Genomic DNA, 15,173 nt, shown 5'->3' on the forward strand with positions numbered 1-15,173 from the left:
GATATGCTTGACGTCGCGAAAATCCGGGCCGATTTTCCCATTCTCTCGCGCGAAGTGAACGGCAAGCCGCTTGTCTATCTGGACAACGGGGCGTCGGCGCAAAAGCCGCGGGCGGTCATCGACGCGGTGACGAATGCCTATGCGCACGAATATTCCAATGTGCATCGCGGCCTTCATACGCTGTCGAATATCGCCACCGAAAAGTACGAGGCCGTGCGCGGTATCGTTGCGCGCTTCCTGGGCGTCGCCGACGAGCGGCAGATCATCCTCAACTCCGGCACCACCGAGGGGATCAACATGGTCGCCTATGGCTGGGCGATGCCGCGCATGGAGGCGGGTGATGAAATCATCCTGTCGGTGATGGAGCATCATGCCAACATCGTGCCGTGGCATTTCTTGCGCGAACGCCAGGGCGTTGTCCTGAAATGGGTGGAGACGGATGCCAACGGCGCGCTCGACCCGCAGGCGGTGATCGACGCGATCGGCCCGCGCACCAAGCTGATTGCCGTCACCCATCTTTCCAACGTGCTTGGTACCAAGGTCGACGTGACGTCGATTTGCGCGGGTGCGCGCGAAAGGGGTGTGCCGGTGCTCGTGGATGGCTCGCAGGCGGCGGTTCACATGCCGGTGGATATCGACGATATCGGGTGCGATTTCTATGCCATAACCGGCCACAAGCTTTATGGTCCGTCGGCTTCGGGGGCGATCTTCGTCAGCAATGAACGCCTTTCCGAGATGCGGCCCTTCATGGGCGGCGGTGACATGATCCGCGAGGTCCACCGTGATGAAATCACCTGGAACGATCCGCCGATGAAATTCGAGGCCGGCACGCCGGGTATCGTTCAGGCGATCGGACTGGGGGTGGCTCTTGATTACATGATGGACGTTGGAATGGAGGCGATCGCCGCGCATGAAGAGCACCTGCGCGACGTGACGCAAGCACGGCTTTCGGGGCTCAACTGGCTGCACCAGCAGGGCACGACCCCGGACAAGGCGGCGATATTCTCCTTCACCATCGACGGGGCGGGCCACCCGCATGACATCTCGACCATTCTCGACAAGAAGGGCGTGGCAGTGCGCGCCGGCCACCACTGCGCCGGGCCGCTCATGGACTATATCGGTCTGACCGCGACCTGCCGGGCGTCGTTCGGCATGTACAATACAGAGGCCGAGATCGACACCCTGGTCGAGGCGATGGAGCTTGCACACGATCTGCTGGGCTGATCCGCTGGCCGGCTGCCGTGGCAGCCGGCCATCCCGAAATTGCCGATTGCATGGCCCCTTGGCTGCGTCTATACCGCAGGAAACGCACCTGTAGCTCAGCTGGATAGAGCGCTGCCCTCCGAAGGCAGAGGCCAAAGGTTCGAATCCTTTCAGGTGCGCCATATTTTCTTGGGTTTTTGCTCACCTTGTTGCGCCGGCGATTTTAATCTGCAATGAAATCCGCAATGAAATTCACTTGGATAGAGGGCTGACTTCCGAGGTTGAAGGTCAAGGGTTCGAATCCTGTCGGGCGGGTCACGTCTCAAACGTAGAAGTCTCAGGATGATGGCGAACACAAGATGTAGTGCTCAAAAAAATTTCCGTTCATTGTCCTGAAGCAGTCACGGGTGTGGTTTTGAAGGCTTTTCGCTGCAGTTATGACCGCAAGTCTGCGTGGCTTCGAATCAAAGTGATGATGATGGCAGAGAAAATTTGGCTTGAGGGCATCAGATTCGAAGGCCCAGCCGAGTTTGAAGGGTCACAGAAAACATCCAGGCAGTGAGCTCGAGTGGGTTCTGGCTTTCGTTAGAGCAGATCAGATGGACCCGGGTGCACGAGAAAAGTGGCATTACCTCAAGCCTTTGCAATTTATCCGGGTGACGGATAACGTCTCGATGACAGTCTTTAATTCGATTGTTTTCCGGTTCTGTCCTACTTCGTGAGGATCAACCGACCAGGAAGTGCCGACCATGAACCCGTCTGAAGTCTCCGATGCGCTCGAAGAGCTTGTTCTCACACCGTTCGACTCGGGAGAATTCGCTTATGGCTTTGCAGCCGCACAGGCAACGCAAAGGCAACAGTATCGAAGCTCCGCCCTGGGAAGCGTTCGCTGAACCGCTCCAAGCTGACGCGCGCTGTTCTGCTAAGCAAGAAGTTCTACTACGCCCCGGCGGAACTCGGCGATTTCGAAGGGGTTCTCGAGAAGCTTCGCGCGGCCAAAAACACCGCGAAGCATAAACCAGCCATCCTGATCACTACAGATGGTGTGGATCTCGTAGCCGAGCATCTGGCATCAGGAGAGACGCTGCGATGCCCGTACAGCGAAATGCATCATCATTTCGGGTTTTTCCTGCCAGCGGCCGGTATGACCCGATACAAGGCAGCTGAAGAAAACGAAGTCGATGGCAAAGCGACCGACAAGCTCGCCAAGCTCTATGACGCTCTACTGAGGAAAAACCCGGGTTGGGCGGATGAGGCACGACGCCACGACCTCAACCAGTTCATGACTCGTTTGGTCTTCTGCTTTTTTGCCGAGGATGTTGGGATCTTCTCAAAGGACCAGTTCACCCGTCTTGTGGTGAACCACGCAGGCGAAAAAGGCGCAGAAGCGCATGTTGCGATTGTTCATGCCTTCGAGGCGATGAGCCTCCCTTGCGAGGCCCGCGAGGACCTCCCGACCTGGACCCATGAGCTCGAGTACGTGAACGGCGGTCTTTTCTCCGACCACATCGACTGCCCCGAGTTCGACAAGATCGCCCGGGGGTATTTCCAGGATGCCGCGCGGCTCGACTGGCAGGAGATCAATCCGGACATTTTCGGATCGATGATCCAGTCGATCGGGGACCCGAAGGCCCGCGGCGAGCTTGGGATGCACCACACCTCTGTGCCGAACATCCTGAAAGTCCTGGGTCCGCTCTCCGTCGATGATCTCGACGCTTCCATCGAGAAGGCTTGGAATAAACCCAACGCCCTGAAAAAGGTCCTCGAAAGACTTGGCCGGATCCAGGTTCTTGATCTCGCCTGCGGGTCTGGGAATTTCCTTGTCGTTGCTTACCGCCAGTTGCGCGAACGGGAGATGAGAATCCTTGCTCGGCTGGGAGATCTGAGTGGCCAGACGCAGGTGCAGATGTGGTCATCAATCTCTTTGGCGAATTTCCACGGTGTGGCGCCGGGTCGTAGGCTCTTGAGATCGAGCGAGGACGGAATAACCCAGGCCGATAGCGGCGGCGCCCCGGTCGATCTCAATGCGCGTGGGGATTTTGCCCTGTCGCCAGAGCAAGGTGATGGGTTTGGTGGTGCATGCCGACTGTCATCATGCCGATAAAGCCCAGGGCCCGAATACGGTCTGGATCCGCGCCGGTCACGGTCAGGGCCGCACCGCCAGGAATATCTTCCGCCCGCATCGTCCAGCCCTCGACGCCATCCATCGATGCCACGTGGGCCGGAACCATGGCGCGGATCGAGCTGATCACGCCTGCGTCCTCCGAGATCGCCTCGAAGCGGGCGCCGCCGTCGACCACTTGGACGTCTACACGGGCCTTGAGCGTCACGTTGTCCATGTCGATCAGATGCTGGCGAAGCGCCTCGATATCGACCCTGCTCCAGTCCGTTGCCGGATCCGCCATGAGCTGCGCGACAACCTCCTGAATGGCGGCAAAAGCAGATTGCCCCCCCTCTGTAAGACTTGCGGAAAGTGCGTCTGCGTTCATCCGATGACCCTCGTGAGACATCCCGTGCTCATGGCTCATACCGCCATGCTGACCGGCCGCATCCTGCGCCAGCGCGAGACCGGGGGACGCAAGAAGTGTAACGACAAATGCAAAACGGATCATAGGGATCTCCTGTAAGTGCGTAGCCCGTTAATTGCAGAGGAATGCCGCAAGCCATATGATCATGATCATGCAGAAGCCAATTTTATTGCTATTTCAGGATGCACGCGACACCGCGCTGACCCGCGGCGAGACATTGTTCGCAACGGGCGAAGATGTCGCGAACATCTACATGGTACGCTCCGGCCTGATGCATCTGCAGCGACACACCACGCTCGGAGCGCACATGGTTCTGCAGAACGCGGGACCAGGCGCGGTTGTCGCCGAAGCCTCGGCCTATTCGCCGCGCTATCACTGCGATGCCGCGGCGGCCGAGGAAAGCGTCGTCGCGGGCGTGCCGAAGGCGCGTTTTTTGTCCGCGCTCGCCGGAGATCCAGCGCTCGCGGAAAGCTGGGCCACGCTGCTGGCGCGCAGCGTGCAGGCAGCGCGCCTCCGGGCCGAAATCCGCTCGCTGCCAAGGGTGGCGGACCGTCTCGACGCGTGGCTCGGAGAAGGTAACGCCCTGCCTGAAAGGGGTCGCTGGCAGGAGGTGGCTGCCGAACTGGGCGTCACCCGGGAGGCGCTCTATCGCGAATTGTCGCGGCGCCGCGCCGCCAGGTCCCGAAGTTGAGCGACGACCCGCGATGATCACGGCCAACCACAGCGCGGCCCTCTACTCTCGCGCAGCGCAGATCGGTCGCCCGTCGATGGTTCTAAGCGGCAAGAGGGTGGCTTCGACCGGCCCCTCGTGGAGATACCAGTAACACCCGTCACGCGGCAACAGGCGCGCCGTCGAGACATCCTGGTAAGGCGCTGCCAGGGCAGCAACCTGCTCGGGGACGGGATCGGGAGCCGTGTTTTCGGTGCCGACGACGGCGGTGCATCCGCCCAGAAGGGCCGACAATGCCAAGCTGTTGATCACTTTTCGTCCCAAGTCAGGTCCTTTCGCGCAGCGGGGTCGCGGGCGTCTGTCGGGTGCCTCGAATTCGACGCTCAACTCTGTGCGTTGACGTAATCTTCGGGCGGGTGCAGGTAGGCTGTGACGCCGATTTCAACCTGCGGGTAGAGCGCGTTGATATGGGCCATCACCATGCGCACGCAGCCCGAGCTTGCGCGGCCCCCGATGGAGCGGGGATAGGGCGAACCGTGGATGCGCAGATAGGTGTCGCGATTGCCCACGTAGAGGTAGAGCGCGCGCGAGCCGAGCGGATTGTCAGGACCCGGCTCCATTCCGTCGGCGACGTCCGCGTAAAGCTCCGGGTCGCGTTCGATCATCGCGCGCGTTGGGGTCCAGTGTGGCCAGCGCACCTTGCGCCGGATCGTGTAGGTGCCGGGTTCGTAGAGATTGCCGCGTGCGATGGCCACGCCATAGCGCATGGCTGTCCCGCCCTCCTCGATGTGATAGAGGTAGCGCGCAATGGCATCGACGTGAATGTTCCCCGCAACAAGGCCCGCACGCGCCTCGACCCGTTGCGGAAGAAATCGTGGATCGAGGCCCCAGGGATTGGATACCTCCAGATCGAAGAAGGGTGGCGTGACCTCGGCGTCCCATGCGCTTTTCTGCGCCTCGCTCGGCCAGCTATCCGCCAGAAGCGGCCCTGAGACGGGCGGCGAGAACAGGGCGGTTGCGGTCACGATGAAATGGCGGCGCGTCAGGACCGTCTTTCCGGCTGCGGTCATTGTTCCGGCTCCCGTGCATCAGAAACAAGCGAACTCAATTGTTCCTCATCCACGACACCGGGCACAAGGGCGTCGCCGATCACGAAAGATGGCGTGCCGGTGATGCCGAGGGCCTGCGCCAGGCGCATCGAGGTCTCGATATGTGCGTCGATCTCCGGCGCCTCCATGTCGCGGCGCAATTGCGCGATGTCGAGGCCGATGTCTTCCGCGATCCGAAGGACGGACGATTCCTCGGCGCGGCCGCTCATGCCCATCAGCGCCCAATGGAAGTCTTCGTAAAGCCCCTGTTCGCGCGCCGCCAGCGCGGCGCGGGTGGCAAACACCGACCCTTCGCCAAGGATCGGCCATTCGCGATAGACAAGGCGAATATTCGGATCGGCCTCGAGCAGGGCCTCGACCTCGGGCTTGACACGACGGCAATAGGGACAATTGTAGTCGAAGAATTCCACCACCGTGACATCGCCCTCCGGGTTGCCCAGGACCGGCGCATTGGGGTCGCGTTCCAGCGCGTCGCGTTCCTTGGCGAGCACCTCGCCCTGCGACGCTGCCTGCGCCTCGGATTGCCGGGCTTCGAGGATCGCGATGGCCTCCATGATGATCTCGGGGTTTTCGCGGATCGTCTCAAGCACCAGCTCGCGCACCCGGTCTTCGGAGAGGTCCTGGGCTGCTGTCGGGACAGGCAGCGCAAGGGAAAGCCACACCAAGATTGTCGAGATCAGTCGTTTCATGTCAATTTCCTTCGTTTGCCAGATCAGCGGCCGTGCGTTCGGCCTGCGCGGCGCCGGCGCGTTCGGGCCAGGTTGACTGGATGTAGGCGAGGATGTTCCAGATCTCGCGATCCGTCAGGACGTCGCCGAAGGCGGGCATGCCGCTGTCGAATTTCACGCCTTGCCGGGCCAGGGCCTCGCGTCCGCCGAGTTTCGTGTATTGAAACAGCATCCGGTCGGGATGGTGCCACGTGTGCCCGGTTTCATCGTGAGGCGGCGCGGGCAGACGCCCATCCGCATCGGGGGTTCGCCAGTCTGGCTGTCCTTCGAGGTTGGCACCGTGGCAGGCGGCACAGTTCTGGGCATAAAGCGCTTCGCCCTGCGCGATATCCACCGTCGCCGGCATCACTGGCATGGCAGGGTTCACGGCGGCCTGCGGCGCGTCACGCAGTGTCAACCATGCCCCGGCCCCTGCAAGGCCAAGCACCGCCGACGCGGCGATCATCACCCAGGCCTTCATGTCACGCGCACCCATGTCATCATCCCGCTTTCCGCATGGCTGAGCATGTGGCAGTGAAACAGCCAGTCGCCCGGATTGTCCGCGACGAAGCCGATCTCGCGCGTCTCTTGCGCGGCCGCGAGGAGCGTGTCGCGCATCGGTCCGACGGGTCTGCCGTCGCGGATTTCGCGGAAATGCATCCCGTGCAGATGCATGGCATGGGGAAAGACGGTCTCGTTGACGATCTCCAGCCGCACTGGCTCGCCAAGGGAAAGATCGGCCAGCGGGGTCTGTGTCATCTCGGCCATGTCGTTGAAGGCCCAGAACCGGCCCCGCGCCGCGAGGTCGCGAAAGCCCAGACGCTCTCCGCCCAGCAAGGCGCTGTCCATCCGCCCCATGGCGCCTCCCGACATCACCAGCCGTAACTGTCGTGCATCTGCCAGCGACCGGATCCCCTCGCCGGAATTGGGCGGCAGCGCCGCTGGTGCCGAGCGCGGCGTCTGCGCGGCGCTGCCCGGCACGGGGAACGCCACCTGCGAGGCCGGCCGGTCGTCATTGCCGATCCGCACGAGATGGGCTGTCTCGCCCACCTCGGCCGTCACATCGACGATCAGATCGGCGCGTTGCGCCGGGGCGAGGACGATGACGTCCTCCAGCGGTTCGGGGGAGGCAAGCGGCATACCGTCGAGCGCGACGGTCCAGCCCCGCAAACCGGCAAGTTGCAACGGAAAGATCCGCGCGTTCGACGCGTTGATGAGCCGCAGCCGCAGACGCATGTGCCGCTCTACCGGGATTGCAAGATCGAATTGACCGTTCGTGGTGATCAGGTTTCCGATCCGGCCGCCATGGCTCATGCGCATGGGATTGTCGAAACTCTCATCAATAAGCGCCGTTTCGGGGTCGAGCAGCCAGTCGTCGAGCACGAGGGTTTCCTCGCGATCCACTTCCGGTGGCTCGGCCTCTTCCACGATCAGCGGCCCGTGCAGGCCGCGGGCGACCTGCACCCAGGACCGGTTATGCGCGTGGTACCAGTAGGTTCCGGCGTCGGGCGCCACGAAATCATAGTCGAAAGCCTGACCCGGCGCGACGGCCTCTTGCGTCAGGCCCGAGACACCGTCCATCGCGTTTTCGATGCGGATCCCGTGCCAATGGATGGAGGTCGGCTCCGGAAGGTCGTTGACCAGCCGCCGCTGCACCCGTTCGCCCCGGCGCAGCCGGATCGCCGGGCCGGGTGCGCGGCCTTCGTAGCCCCAGATGGATGTCGCCGGATAGCCGTCGGGGGCAAGCTGGACCGAGGCTTCGCGCGCTGTCAGGATCGCGGGCGCGTGAGAGGCGGCGAGGATCTGCCGACCGCTCACCGCCAGGCCCAGAGTGGCGGCGGTCTGTCCGATAAAGGCGCGTCGTGTCGGCATGGCCCATGTTTCCGCAAAAAGTGTCGAGGCGGGCGACAGTCTCGCCCACCCCCTTGTCGTCAGAGCGTCAGGAGTCGTGCCCCATCCGGAATTCGCCAACCATACCGGCCTCGCGGTGGCCGGGCACGTTGCAGGCAAATCCGATCTCGCCACCTTCGGGGAAGGTCCAGATGGCTTCGCCCGTATCGCCCGGCTCCAGCAGGACGCTGTTGGCGTCGTCATGCATCATCCCGGCTTCCATCATCCGGTCATGGTTGATTTCACGCGCGTTCATCATGCCTTCACGCATCATGGTGCGCATTTCGCCGCGATGCCCGTCCCAGGTTTCGCTGGTGCCGATGTTGAACTCGTGGACAACGCGGCCGACATTCTTCACCTCGAAGCGGATCGTCTCGCCGGGTGCGACCTCGATGCTCTCGGGGCTGTATTTCATCTCGTCCATTTCGATGGTGATGGTGCGGTCGACCTGTGCGGCGTCGCCGGGTTTGCCGATACCGCTGCCGTGCCCTGCATCGGCCAGGGCCACGGAAGCGGTCAGGCTGGCCGCGAGGGCGGTGCCGGTCAGAAGTGTCTTGATCATGTCTTGGTCTCTCATGTTTGTGTGTCGTTCAGGATATTCGGTCTTGGCAGGGCCCGGGCGCGCGGAGGCGGAAGATCCACGGGCGCGTTTCTCCCGGCTGTTGCTGTTTTCGCGAGCGGCTGACGCACGGCCCGGAATCCGTGTGCCCCGAAAATCGGTCGGGTCATCAGAATGGCGGCCGGGGAACAGGACGGGTCGGGATGGCAAGATCCGTCGTGCATGTCCTCATGCGCAGCGTGCTCGGCCGTCGCGACATCGCCGTCCGTGACCTCGACGAGGTCTGAATGGGCATCCCACGTGTCGGCGAGGCCGGGAGTCGGCGCGGCGAGGGCCACGAGCGCGATCATGAGTATTGAGACAAGACCGCCGAGCGCGGCCAGAAAGGACAGAGCTCGCATCAATTGATCCCGTTCTCGCGCTGCACTTCGCGGATGTAGCGGGTGATATACTGAACGTCGGCGCGGGTCAGACCCTCGATCGGGGGCATATTGCCGAAGGGCCAGTGATGGGCGCGCACGCCGTTCCGAACCGCCATCTGAAAGGCTTCGTCCGAATGATGGCTCGGCTCATAGGTGCGGTGGATCAGCGGCGGCGCGACACCGTTCTGACCAGCCGCGTTTTTACCGTGGCACTCCGCGCATTTTGCCTCAAAGGCGCGCTTGCCGATGGTTGCCTCGGGCGACAGCTGTTCGGGAAGCCGAACCTCGACGATGGGCGCGCCCTGAGCCAGCTCGCTTGTTTCTGTTGGATCCGGGTGGACCATGCCTTCCGCCTGCGGCTCGGACGGTTGCGTGAATTGCCATATCGCCATGCCAAGCCCGGCAACAAACACACCGCCGATGAGAAGCCCCAGCTTGTCCACGTTCCTTGCCCTTTGCTTGCCTGTGGCCTGCTCCGCTCCGCCTAAGCGCCGGTCAGGGCACTGTAGGTTCAGACCACTCGATATTTGATCGTTTATTTATCGGCTCTCAGCCATGTTGCAATCCGGTGGCCCCGTGTTTTTTGTATCCGAATGTATCCTTGACCTTTGCGCGGCAGAGCCGCCTATCATTTATCTCATCAGCGGAATGGAGGATATGATGGCCTGGAACCCACGGACTCTGCTATCAGGAGGTGCTGGAATGAAGCTTGGCATGCTGGCCTGTTGCGCCGTGATGCTTGTCCCCCTCGGTGCCTTTCTTGTGGCGGGCGGAACGTTCGGCGGGCTTGCGGGCAATCTCGGGCTTCTGACCCCGCTGGCGCTGTGCCTCGGCGCGCATGTCGTGATGCATCGGATGATGGGCAGATCCTGCCACGACAGCACCGCAGATCCCCGGGAGGAGACCCCGGACGAGAAACCCGAACAAGGCCCGGCGGTTGTCCCGGTCCATGCCCCGCGCTGATTGCACGGCAGTGATCCACGGCGCGCGCCCGAAACTGGCGCTCGTTGCCCTTCTTACGCTTGCCGGTTGCGGGGCGGGAGTGCGGCAGTGCCTGAATACCGACGCCACGCTGTCAACGCGCGGCGTGGCGGTCGCACTCCCGAATGGATGCCGCGCCGTCCGGACCGGCCCAGACGGTGTCTTCATCCTCGCCTGCGATGACGGGCGGGTGGGTTATGCGTTCAATGAGCCCGAGACAGTGGCGCAATGATTGCCGCGTGATCCGAAACGCGAAAAGGACCCTATGCCGGTGACGGACGATTTCTGCATGTTGCGCCGATTGATTGGCAGGGCCGGCTCCCTGCTGGCGGCGGCGCTTGTGTCGATGACCATGGCGGCGCCGATGGCCTCCGCCGCAACGTCTGACCGAGCGACGACACCGGCGGTCAGCGCGCAGCTCATCACGGCGGAAAACGGCATCGCGCCCGGCGCGGGGACAGTTTCGGCGGGGCTGACGCTGGCGCTTGGCGAGGGCTGGAAGACCTACTGGCGCACCCCGGGAGAGGTCGGCTTCCCGCCCAGGATCGACTGGGCCGGGTCGCGCAACGTGGCCGAGGTCGAATTTCAATGGCCCGCGCCCGAGCGGTTCACCGCCTTCGGCATAGAGAATTACGGCTATCATGACGAGGTCGTCTTTCCACTGCGCATCGCGCTGGAACAGCCGGGCCAGCCCGCCTATCTCTCCGCTTCGGTGACGCTTCTGACCTGCTCCAATGTTTGCGTGCCGCAGGATTTCAGCCTGTCGCTGGACCTGCCCCAAGGCACGTCGATTGACCCGGACAGCGCCGCGCGCATCGCCGATTACGCGGGTCGCGTCCCGGTTGGAGCGGAAGCCGGGCAAATCCAGTCCGCCACCGCGCATGTCGATGCCGACGCCACCGCGCTGACCGTGACGCTGCGGCGCGCCTCGCCCTTCGAGGCGCCGGATGTGTTCCCGGAACTCGGCGAAAGTGCCTCTCTCGGCACCCCTGACATCAGGCTGGGTGAGGATGGCGATCTGCTCTGGGCGCGTCTGCCCATCCTTTCGCCGCCCGCCGATCCAACGGCCGAGATATCGCTCACCGCGACCGACGCCGATGGCTGGGCCGTGACCGTGACGCCGGACAGGGTCGCGGCCGCGCCGCCCCCGCCCTACACCGAAGCCCGCACCACCGCGCCGCTTTCCAGCATGGTCTGGATCGCCCTGACGGCTTTCTTGGGCGGGGTGATCCTGAACGTCATGCCCTGCGTGCTTCCGGTGCTGTCGATCAAGCTGTCCTCTGCCATGAAGCTGGAAGGTGCCGGTCACGCGCGCGTGCGATGGGGCTTCCTCGCCTCCGCCGCGGGGGTCATGGCCTTCATGTGGGGCCTCGCCGCGGTCCTTTTCGCGCTGCGGCAGGCGGGAGTCACCGTTGGCTGGGGCCTGCAATTCCAGAACCCGGTCTTCCTTGCGCTGATGGTGGCCATCCTCGCCATCTTCGCGGCGAACCTCGCGGGTGCCTTCGAGATCAGCCTGCCTCCAAGCCTGCAAACCCGGCTTGCGCGGGCCGGCGGCGCCGGGGGGCATGTGGGCGATTTCCTGACCGGTGCATTCGCCGCGGTACTGGCCACGCCCTGCTCCGCGCCCTTTCTCGGGACCGCGATTGCCTTCGCTCTGGCCGGGCGCGGCGTGGATATCGCGCTGGTCTTCACCTTCCTCGGGCTGGGGCTCGCCGCCCCCTACCTGCTGGTCGCGGTTCGCCCCGGTCTGGTCCGTCACCTGCCGAGGCCGGGGCGGTGGATGATCGCGCTTCGGGTGATGCTGGGCCTTCTGCTGGCCGTCACCGCGGCTTGGCTGGTCTGGGTGCTGCGGGGCGTGGCCGGCACGACCACGATGCTTGCGGTCCTCGGGATGACCGCCGGCCTCGTGATGCTGCTGTCGTTGTCGAGGCTGCGGGGCGCGGTTCGTGCCGGGCTCGCGCTGCCCCTTGTGGGGATCATGCTCTTCGGCGCGGGGTATCTGGCCGACACGTCAACGCCCCGCGCGCTTTCGTCTCAGGTGACCGAGTGGGTGCGCTTCGACAGGGCGGAGATCGCCCGCCGTGTCTCGAGGGGCGAGGTCGTGTTCGTGGACGTCACGGCCGACTGGTGCCTGACATGCAAGGCCAACAAGGCGCTCGTGCTCGACCGCGAACCGGTTGTCTCGGTGCTCGCGGCCGAGGGCGTCACCCCCATGCAGGCCGACTGGACGCGGCCCGATCCGGCGATTTCGCGCTATCTGGAAAGCTTCGACCGGTACGGTATTCCGTTCAACGCGGTCTATGGTCCGGCCGCCCCGGACGGCATCGTCCTGCCGGAACTGCTGACCCCGGACGTGGTCATGGCGGCGCTCGACGATGCCGTTGGGAAAGAACGGGACATCGCCGGCCAGCGTTGAACGCCCGTGTTGCACCTGTTTCGGGATGCGGCAGGCGCTGCTCTTCGTGGAAATGGTTTCGACCGTTCCCGCCGCGGCGGGAACGGCCGAGTGGCGGCCTCACTTTTCCAGCGCCTTGCGCCGACGGTCGAACTCCTCCTCGTCGATCTCGCCCGAAGCGAAGCGTTCGCGAAGGATTTCGAGCGCATCGCGCTTTCCGCGATTTCCGCCGCCCTGATTGTCGGTGAACCACTTCACCGCGAACACGATGAGCGCGATGATGATGCCCCAGAACAGGATCATCATCAGCCCGCCGAACATACCATAGCCGCCACCCCACATCATGTGACCATATCCTCCCTGCCAGTTTTCCCCGGGGTCCGCGGCGGCCAGTGTCGGCGCCGCAAGCCCGATGGTCGTCCAGATTGCCGCTTGTCTCATTTCAGGTCTCCTTCTGCTTTGTCTGGTCGTTGTTTTGTGCGTCCTCCGCCAGCGGGATGAAGATCGACGCCTTCAGACCGCCTTCGGCCCGATTTTCAAGCCGGATGTCGCCCCCGTGTCCGCGCACGATCGCCCGCGCGATGGCAAGGCCCAGCCCGTGGCCGCCCGTTTCGAGCGAACGGGACGCTTCCAGCCGGTGAAACGGCGCGAAGACCTCGTCGAGCTCTTCCTCGGGGATGCCGGGGCCATGATCGGTGATCTCGATCACCAGATCGTCGCCCGCGCGGTGCCAGCCGACCGTGGCGCCGCCCCCGTAGCGGGTGGCGTTCTCGACCAGGTTGCGAACGGCCCTGCGCAGGGCGAGCGGGCGAATGCGCACCGTCATCGGCGGGCCGCCGGTCAGCACGAACGGCGTGGCCTTGTCACCCGCCAGGGTTTCGAGCCAATCGGGCAGGTCGACGAGCTCCGAGGCTTCGCGCCCGGCCAGCCCCTCGGCGAAGTTGAGCGTGGCCTCGGCCATCGTCTGCATCTCGTCGATGGAGGCGATCAGGCTCTCGCGGGTCTCCACGTCCTCGACGAGTTCTGCATCGAACCGCATCGCCGTGAGGGGCGATCGCAGATCATGGCTGACCGCGGCGAGAATGCGTGTGCGGTCCGCGACAAATCGCGTCAGCCGATCCTGCATGCGATTGAACGCGCGGGTGAGGTCGCGCACCTCGTCGGGGCCGGCGACAGGCAGCGGCTCACGCACGTCGCCGCGCCCCAGGCCCTCGGCGGCGCGCGACAGATCGCGGAGCGGCCCGGTCAGACGGGTCATCACGAACCAGAACGCCGCGACGAGGATCAACCCGGCCGTCAGCCCGAAGGCGAGAAAGGAGGAAAGAGGCCATTGCAAGGGCGGGCGTTCGAACCGCGTGGCGACGTTCAGCCACTGACCGCCGGAGAGCGCGATGGACAAAGTCATCTCGACCGCCTGCATTCGGCCGCGCATCATGTCCTGATGCATCTCGGCCATTTGCGGGGACAGATTCGGGATCGGATGAAGAGGGAGGGTGGTTTCCCTCAGGTTGACCCTGATGTCGCGACTGAAGCTGTCGTCAAGCAAGGCCCGGACCCGCGTTTCGATGTAGTCTGCGTGATGATGGTCGGGCACGGTGACGCTTGGCGCGGGCGCAAGATCGAACCGCACGAGCGGTGAGTTCGCCGCCCGCACGATGGACGCGGACAGATCGGGCGGCGCTTCCTCCAGCAGCCGCACGACATTGGCGGCGCGCCCGGCCGCCTCGAAGCCGAGGGCGGCGCGGACGGCAAGGCTGCGTTCGTCCGCGAAGAGCCACAGGCTCACCACCTGCGCCATGGCCAGGGCCCCGAGGATGAGAAGCACGAGTTGCGCGCGCAAGGTGCCGATCCGCGGCCGGGTCATTCGACCACCTCGACATCGGCGTTCAGACTGTAGCCCTGGCTTCGCACGGTGGTGATAAGCGTCGGGCGCAACGGGTCCATCTCGATCTTGCGCCGCAGCCGGCTGATCTGGTTGTCGATCGTGCGATCGAGCGGCCCCGCCGCGCGCCCCGCCGTGAGGTCGAGTATCTGCTCGCGGCTCAGAACCGTGCGCGGACGCGCCAAAAGGACCGTCAACAGCCGGAAATCCGCCGTCGTCAGTTGCACGCGATTGCCGTCCCGGTCGGTCAGCATGTGCGCGTCGGTATCGAGCGTCAGTCCGCCGAACCGCAGGATGCGCCCCGAAAGCGGTCCGGCCTCAAGTCTCTCCTCGGGGGCGCGGCGCAGGACCGCCTTGATCCGTGCCAGAAGCTCGCGCGGGTTGAACGGTTTCGGCAGATAGTCGTCCGCGCCGATCTCGAGGCCTACGATCCGGTCCTGATCCTGCCCGAGGGCCGTGAGCATGATGATCGGAAGCCGTTTCTCGGCCGACAGGCGCTTGCAGATCGAAAGCCCGTCCTCGCCCGGCATCATGACGTCGAGCACCATCAGGTCGAAGTGACCTTTCGCGAGCTTTTCTTCCATCTCCCGGGCATCCTTGGCCGCCGTCGCCCGCATGCCATTGCGTTCCAGAAATCGCGTGACCGAGTCCCGAATCTGGCGGTGATCATCGACGACGAGGATATGCGGCAAACTGTTCATAGTTCTCATTTGGCAGTGTGGCGGCGCGCGGTCAGCACCGGGATTGTAGCGCTTTGTATCAGCTACGCGCCTTGCGACAAACGGATACAAGATCGGGAATGACGCGGCCTTGGCGGTCCTTCATGT

General features: G+C 64.0%; 19 protein-coding genes and 1 tRNA gene. 8 read left to right on the plus strand and 12 right to left on the minus strand.

The window, feature by feature from the left end; genetic code table 11:
* Nucleotides 1-3: 3 nt before the first annotated feature.
* The 4 genes from DQW77_RS10910 (at nucleotide 4) to DQW77_RS10920 (ending at nucleotide 3,307) form a co-directional block, all read left to right on the plus strand.
* Nucleotides 4-1,224 (plus strand): cysteine desulfurase, encoded by a 1,221-nt coding sequence (locus DQW77_RS10910; protein ID WP_113258262.1) that lies wholly within the window; start codon nucleotides 4-6, stop codon nucleotides 1,222-1,224.
* 84 nt (nucleotides 1,225-1,308) lie between these two features.
* A tRNA-Arg gene (locus DQW77_RS10915) sits at nucleotides 1,309-1,385 on the plus strand.
* A 567-nt stretch (nucleotides 1,386-1,952) separates the two neighbouring features.
* The gene (locus tag DQW77_RS18220) at nucleotides 1,953-2,096 is read left to right on the plus strand and encodes a hypothetical protein (RefSeq protein ID WP_181711239.1); all 144 of its coding nucleotides are present in this window, start codon (nucleotides 1,953-1,955) and stop codon (nucleotides 2,094-2,096) included.
* A 26-nt stretch (nucleotides 2,097-2,122) separates the two neighbouring features.
* Complete coding sequence (locus tag DQW77_RS10920) at nucleotides 2,123-3,307, plus strand: type IIL restriction-modification enzyme MmeI (protein ID WP_309301314.1); 1,185 nt, start codon at nucleotides 2,123-2,125, stop codon at nucleotides 3,305-3,307.
* On the opposite strand, the gene DQW77_RS18035 is transcribed toward DQW77_RS10920, so the two are convergent.
* Nucleotides 3,225-3,815, minus strand: a complete 591-nt coding sequence (locus tag DQW77_RS18035; protein ID WP_147094962.1) for a hypothetical protein — start codon at nucleotides 3,813-3,815, stop codon at nucleotides 3,225-3,227. The two genes, DQW77_RS10920 and DQW77_RS18035, sit on opposite strands and share 83 nt — an antisense overlap.
* A 67-nt stretch (nucleotides 3,816-3,882) precedes the next feature.
* Here DQW77_RS18035 and DQW77_RS10930 point away from each other — a divergent pair, with 67 nt between their 5' ends.
* Nucleotides 3,883-4,422, plus strand: coding sequence for a Crp/Fnr family transcriptional regulator (locus DQW77_RS10930; RefSeq protein ID WP_181711240.1), 540 nt, complete (start codon nucleotides 3,883-3,885; stop codon nucleotides 4,420-4,422).
* A gap of 42 nt (nucleotides 4,423-4,464) precedes the next feature.
* Here the strand turns inward: DQW77_RS10930 and DQW77_RS10935 are convergent, their stop codons facing one another.
* The 8 genes from DQW77_RS10935 to DQW77_RS10970 all read right to left on the minus strand — a co-directional run bounded on the left by DQW77_RS10935 (nucleotide 4,465) and on the right by DQW77_RS10970 (nucleotide 9,531).
* Nucleotides 4,465-4,713 (minus strand): hypothetical protein, encoded by a 249-nt coding sequence (locus DQW77_RS10935; protein WP_404947932.1) that lies wholly within the window; start codon nucleotides 4,711-4,713, stop codon nucleotides 4,465-4,467.
* Nucleotides 4,714-4,784: 71 nt separating this feature from the next.
* Nucleotides 4,785-5,471, minus strand: coding sequence for a L,D-transpeptidase (locus DQW77_RS10940; RefSeq protein WP_113258266.1), 687 nt, complete (start codon nucleotides 5,469-5,471; stop codon nucleotides 4,785-4,787).
* Nucleotides 5,468-6,199, minus strand: coding sequence for a DsbA family protein (locus tag DQW77_RS10945; protein ID WP_181711242.1), 732 nt, complete (start codon nucleotides 6,197-6,199; stop codon nucleotides 5,468-5,470). The genes DQW77_RS10940 and DQW77_RS10945 overlap by 4 nt, the downstream gene beginning before the upstream one ends.
* A gap of 1 nt (nucleotide 6,200) precedes the next feature.
* Nucleotides 6,201-6,593, minus strand: a complete 393-nt coding sequence (locus DQW77_RS10950; protein ID WP_258523834.1) for a c-type cytochrome — start codon at nucleotides 6,591-6,593, stop codon at nucleotides 6,201-6,203.
* A 101-nt stretch (nucleotides 6,594-6,694) separates the two neighbouring features.
* Nucleotides 6,695-8,089 (minus strand): multicopper oxidase family protein, encoded by a 1,395-nt coding sequence (locus DQW77_RS10955; RefSeq protein WP_113258268.1) that lies wholly within the window; start codon nucleotides 8,087-8,089, stop codon nucleotides 6,695-6,697.
* A gap of 67 nt (nucleotides 8,090-8,156) precedes the next feature.
* Complete coding sequence (locus DQW77_RS10960) at nucleotides 8,157-8,669, minus strand: plastocyanin/azurin family copper-binding protein (protein WP_113258269.1); 513 nt, start codon at nucleotides 8,667-8,669, stop codon at nucleotides 8,157-8,159.
* A gap of 11 nt (nucleotides 8,670-8,680) precedes the next feature.
* Entirely contained in the window at nucleotides 8,681-9,067 is a 387-nt protein-coding gene (locus DQW77_RS10965; RefSeq protein WP_113258270.1) for a hypothetical protein, read from the minus strand.
* Nucleotides 9,067-9,531, minus strand: a complete 465-nt coding sequence (locus tag DQW77_RS10970) for a cytochrome c (RefSeq protein ID WP_113258271.1) — start codon at nucleotides 9,529-9,531, stop codon at nucleotides 9,067-9,069. The genes DQW77_RS10965 and DQW77_RS10970 overlap by 1 nt, the downstream gene beginning before the upstream one ends.
* 259 nt (nucleotides 9,532-9,790) lie before the next feature.
* Between DQW77_RS10970 and DQW77_RS10975 the strand changes: the two genes are divergently transcribed.
* From DQW77_RS10975 to DQW77_RS10985, 3 genes are read left to right on the plus strand one after another with little or no spacing between them, the layout of a single operon-like run.
* The gene (locus tag DQW77_RS10975; RefSeq protein ID WP_258523830.1) at nucleotides 9,791-10,051 is read left to right on the plus strand and encodes a DUF2933 domain-containing protein; all 261 of its coding nucleotides are present in this window, start codon (nucleotides 9,791-9,793) and stop codon (nucleotides 10,049-10,051) included.
* Entirely contained in the window at nucleotides 10,038-10,301 is a 264-nt protein-coding gene (locus DQW77_RS10980) for a hypothetical protein (protein ID WP_113258272.1), read from the plus strand. Before DQW77_RS10975 ends, DQW77_RS10980 begins: the two co-directional genes overlap by 14 nt.
* A 33-nt stretch (nucleotides 10,302-10,334) precedes the next feature.
* Nucleotides 10,335-12,485 (plus strand): protein-disulfide reductase DsbD family protein, encoded by a 2,151-nt coding sequence (locus DQW77_RS10985; RefSeq protein ID WP_404947933.1) that lies wholly within the window; start codon nucleotides 10,335-10,337, stop codon nucleotides 12,483-12,485.
* Between the two features lie 99 nt (nucleotides 12,486-12,584).
* Here the strand turns inward: DQW77_RS10985 and DQW77_RS10990 are convergent, their stop codons facing one another.
* The 3 genes from DQW77_RS10990 to DQW77_RS11000 are packed head-to-tail and all read right to left on the minus strand — an operon-like array spanning nucleotide 12,585 to nucleotide 15,047.
* The gene (locus tag DQW77_RS10990) at nucleotides 12,585-12,905 is read right to left on the minus strand and encodes an SHOCT domain-containing protein (RefSeq protein ID WP_258523832.1); all 321 of its coding nucleotides are present in this window, start codon (nucleotides 12,903-12,905) and stop codon (nucleotides 12,585-12,587) included.
* Nucleotide 12,906: 1 nt separating this feature from the next.
* Complete coding sequence (locus DQW77_RS10995; protein ID WP_113258273.1) at nucleotides 12,907-14,328, minus strand: ATP-binding protein; 1,422 nt, start codon at nucleotides 14,326-14,328, stop codon at nucleotides 12,907-12,909.
* The gene (locus DQW77_RS11000; protein WP_113258274.1) at nucleotides 14,325-15,047 is read right to left on the minus strand and encodes a response regulator; all 723 of its coding nucleotides are present in this window, start codon (nucleotides 15,045-15,047) and stop codon (nucleotides 14,325-14,327) included. Before DQW77_RS11000 ends, DQW77_RS10995 begins: the two co-directional genes overlap by 4 nt.
* Nucleotides 15,048-15,173: the final 126 nt, after the last annotated feature.

This window comes from Roseovarius sp. TE539 (assembly GCF_003298505.1).
Lineage (GTDB): Bacteria > Pseudomonadota > Alphaproteobacteria > Rhodobacterales > Rhodobacteraceae > Roseovarius.

Excerpts from the sequence above, each read along its gene's own strand:
- DQW77_RS10910 (WP_113258262.1), top strand. The coding sequence starts at position 4 with ATGCTTGACGTCGCGAAAATCCGGGCCGATTTTCCCATTCTCTCGCGC.
- DQW77_RS18220 (WP_181711239.1), top strand. The coding sequence starts at position 1,953 with ATGAACCCGTCTGAAGTCTCCGATGCGCTCGAAGAGCTTGTTCTCACA.
- DQW77_RS18035 (WP_147094962.1), bottom strand. The coding sequence starts at position 3,815 with ATGATCCGTTTTGCATTTGTCGTTACACTTCTTGCGTCCCCCGGTCTC.
- DQW77_RS10930 (WP_181711240.1), top strand. The coding sequence starts at position 3,883 with ATGCAGAAGCCAATTTTATTGCTATTTCAGGATGCACGCGACACCGCG.
- DQW77_RS10940 (WP_113258266.1), bottom strand. The coding sequence starts at position 5,471 with ATGACCGCAGCCGGAAAGACGGTCCTGACGCGCCGCCATTTCATCGTG.
- DQW77_RS10945 (WP_181711242.1), bottom strand. The coding sequence starts at position 6,199 with ATGAAACGACTGATCTCGACAATCTTGGTGTGGCTTTCCCTTGCGCTG.
- DQW77_RS10950 (WP_258523834.1), bottom strand. The coding sequence starts at position 6,593 with ATGCCAGTGATGCCGGCGACGGTGGATATCGCGCAGGGCGAAGCGCTT.
- DQW77_RS10955 (WP_113258268.1), bottom strand. The coding sequence starts at position 8,089 with ATGCCGACACGACGCGCCTTTATCGGACAGACCGCCGCCACTCTGGGC.
- DQW77_RS10960 (WP_113258269.1), bottom strand. The coding sequence starts at position 8,669 with ATGATCAAGACACTTCTGACCGGCACCGCCCTCGCGGCCAGCCTGACC.
- DQW77_RS10965 (WP_113258270.1), bottom strand. The coding sequence starts at position 9,067 with ATGCGAGCTCTGTCCTTTCTGGCCGCGCTCGGCGGTCTTGTCTCAATA.
- DQW77_RS10975 (WP_258523830.1), top strand. The coding sequence starts at position 9,791 with ATGAAGCTTGGCATGCTGGCCTGTTGCGCCGTGATGCTTGTCCCCCTC.
- DQW77_RS10980 (WP_113258272.1), top strand. The coding sequence starts at position 10,038 with ATGCCCCGCGCTGATTGCACGGCAGTGATCCACGGCGCGCGCCCGAAA.
- DQW77_RS10985 (WP_404947933.1), top strand. The coding sequence starts at position 10,335 with ATGCCGGTGACGGACGATTTCTGCATGTTGCGCCGATTGATTGGCAGG.
- DQW77_RS10990 (WP_258523832.1), bottom strand. The coding sequence starts at position 12,905 with ATGAGACAAGCGGCAATCTGGACGACCATCGGGCTTGCGGCGCCGACA.
- DQW77_RS10995 (WP_113258273.1), bottom strand. The coding sequence starts at position 14,328 with ATGACCCGGCCGCGGATCGGCACCTTGCGCGCGCAACTCGTGCTTCTC.
- DQW77_RS11000 (WP_113258274.1), bottom strand. The coding sequence starts at position 15,047 with ATGAACAGTTTGCCGCATATCCTCGTCGTCGATGATCACCGCCAGATT.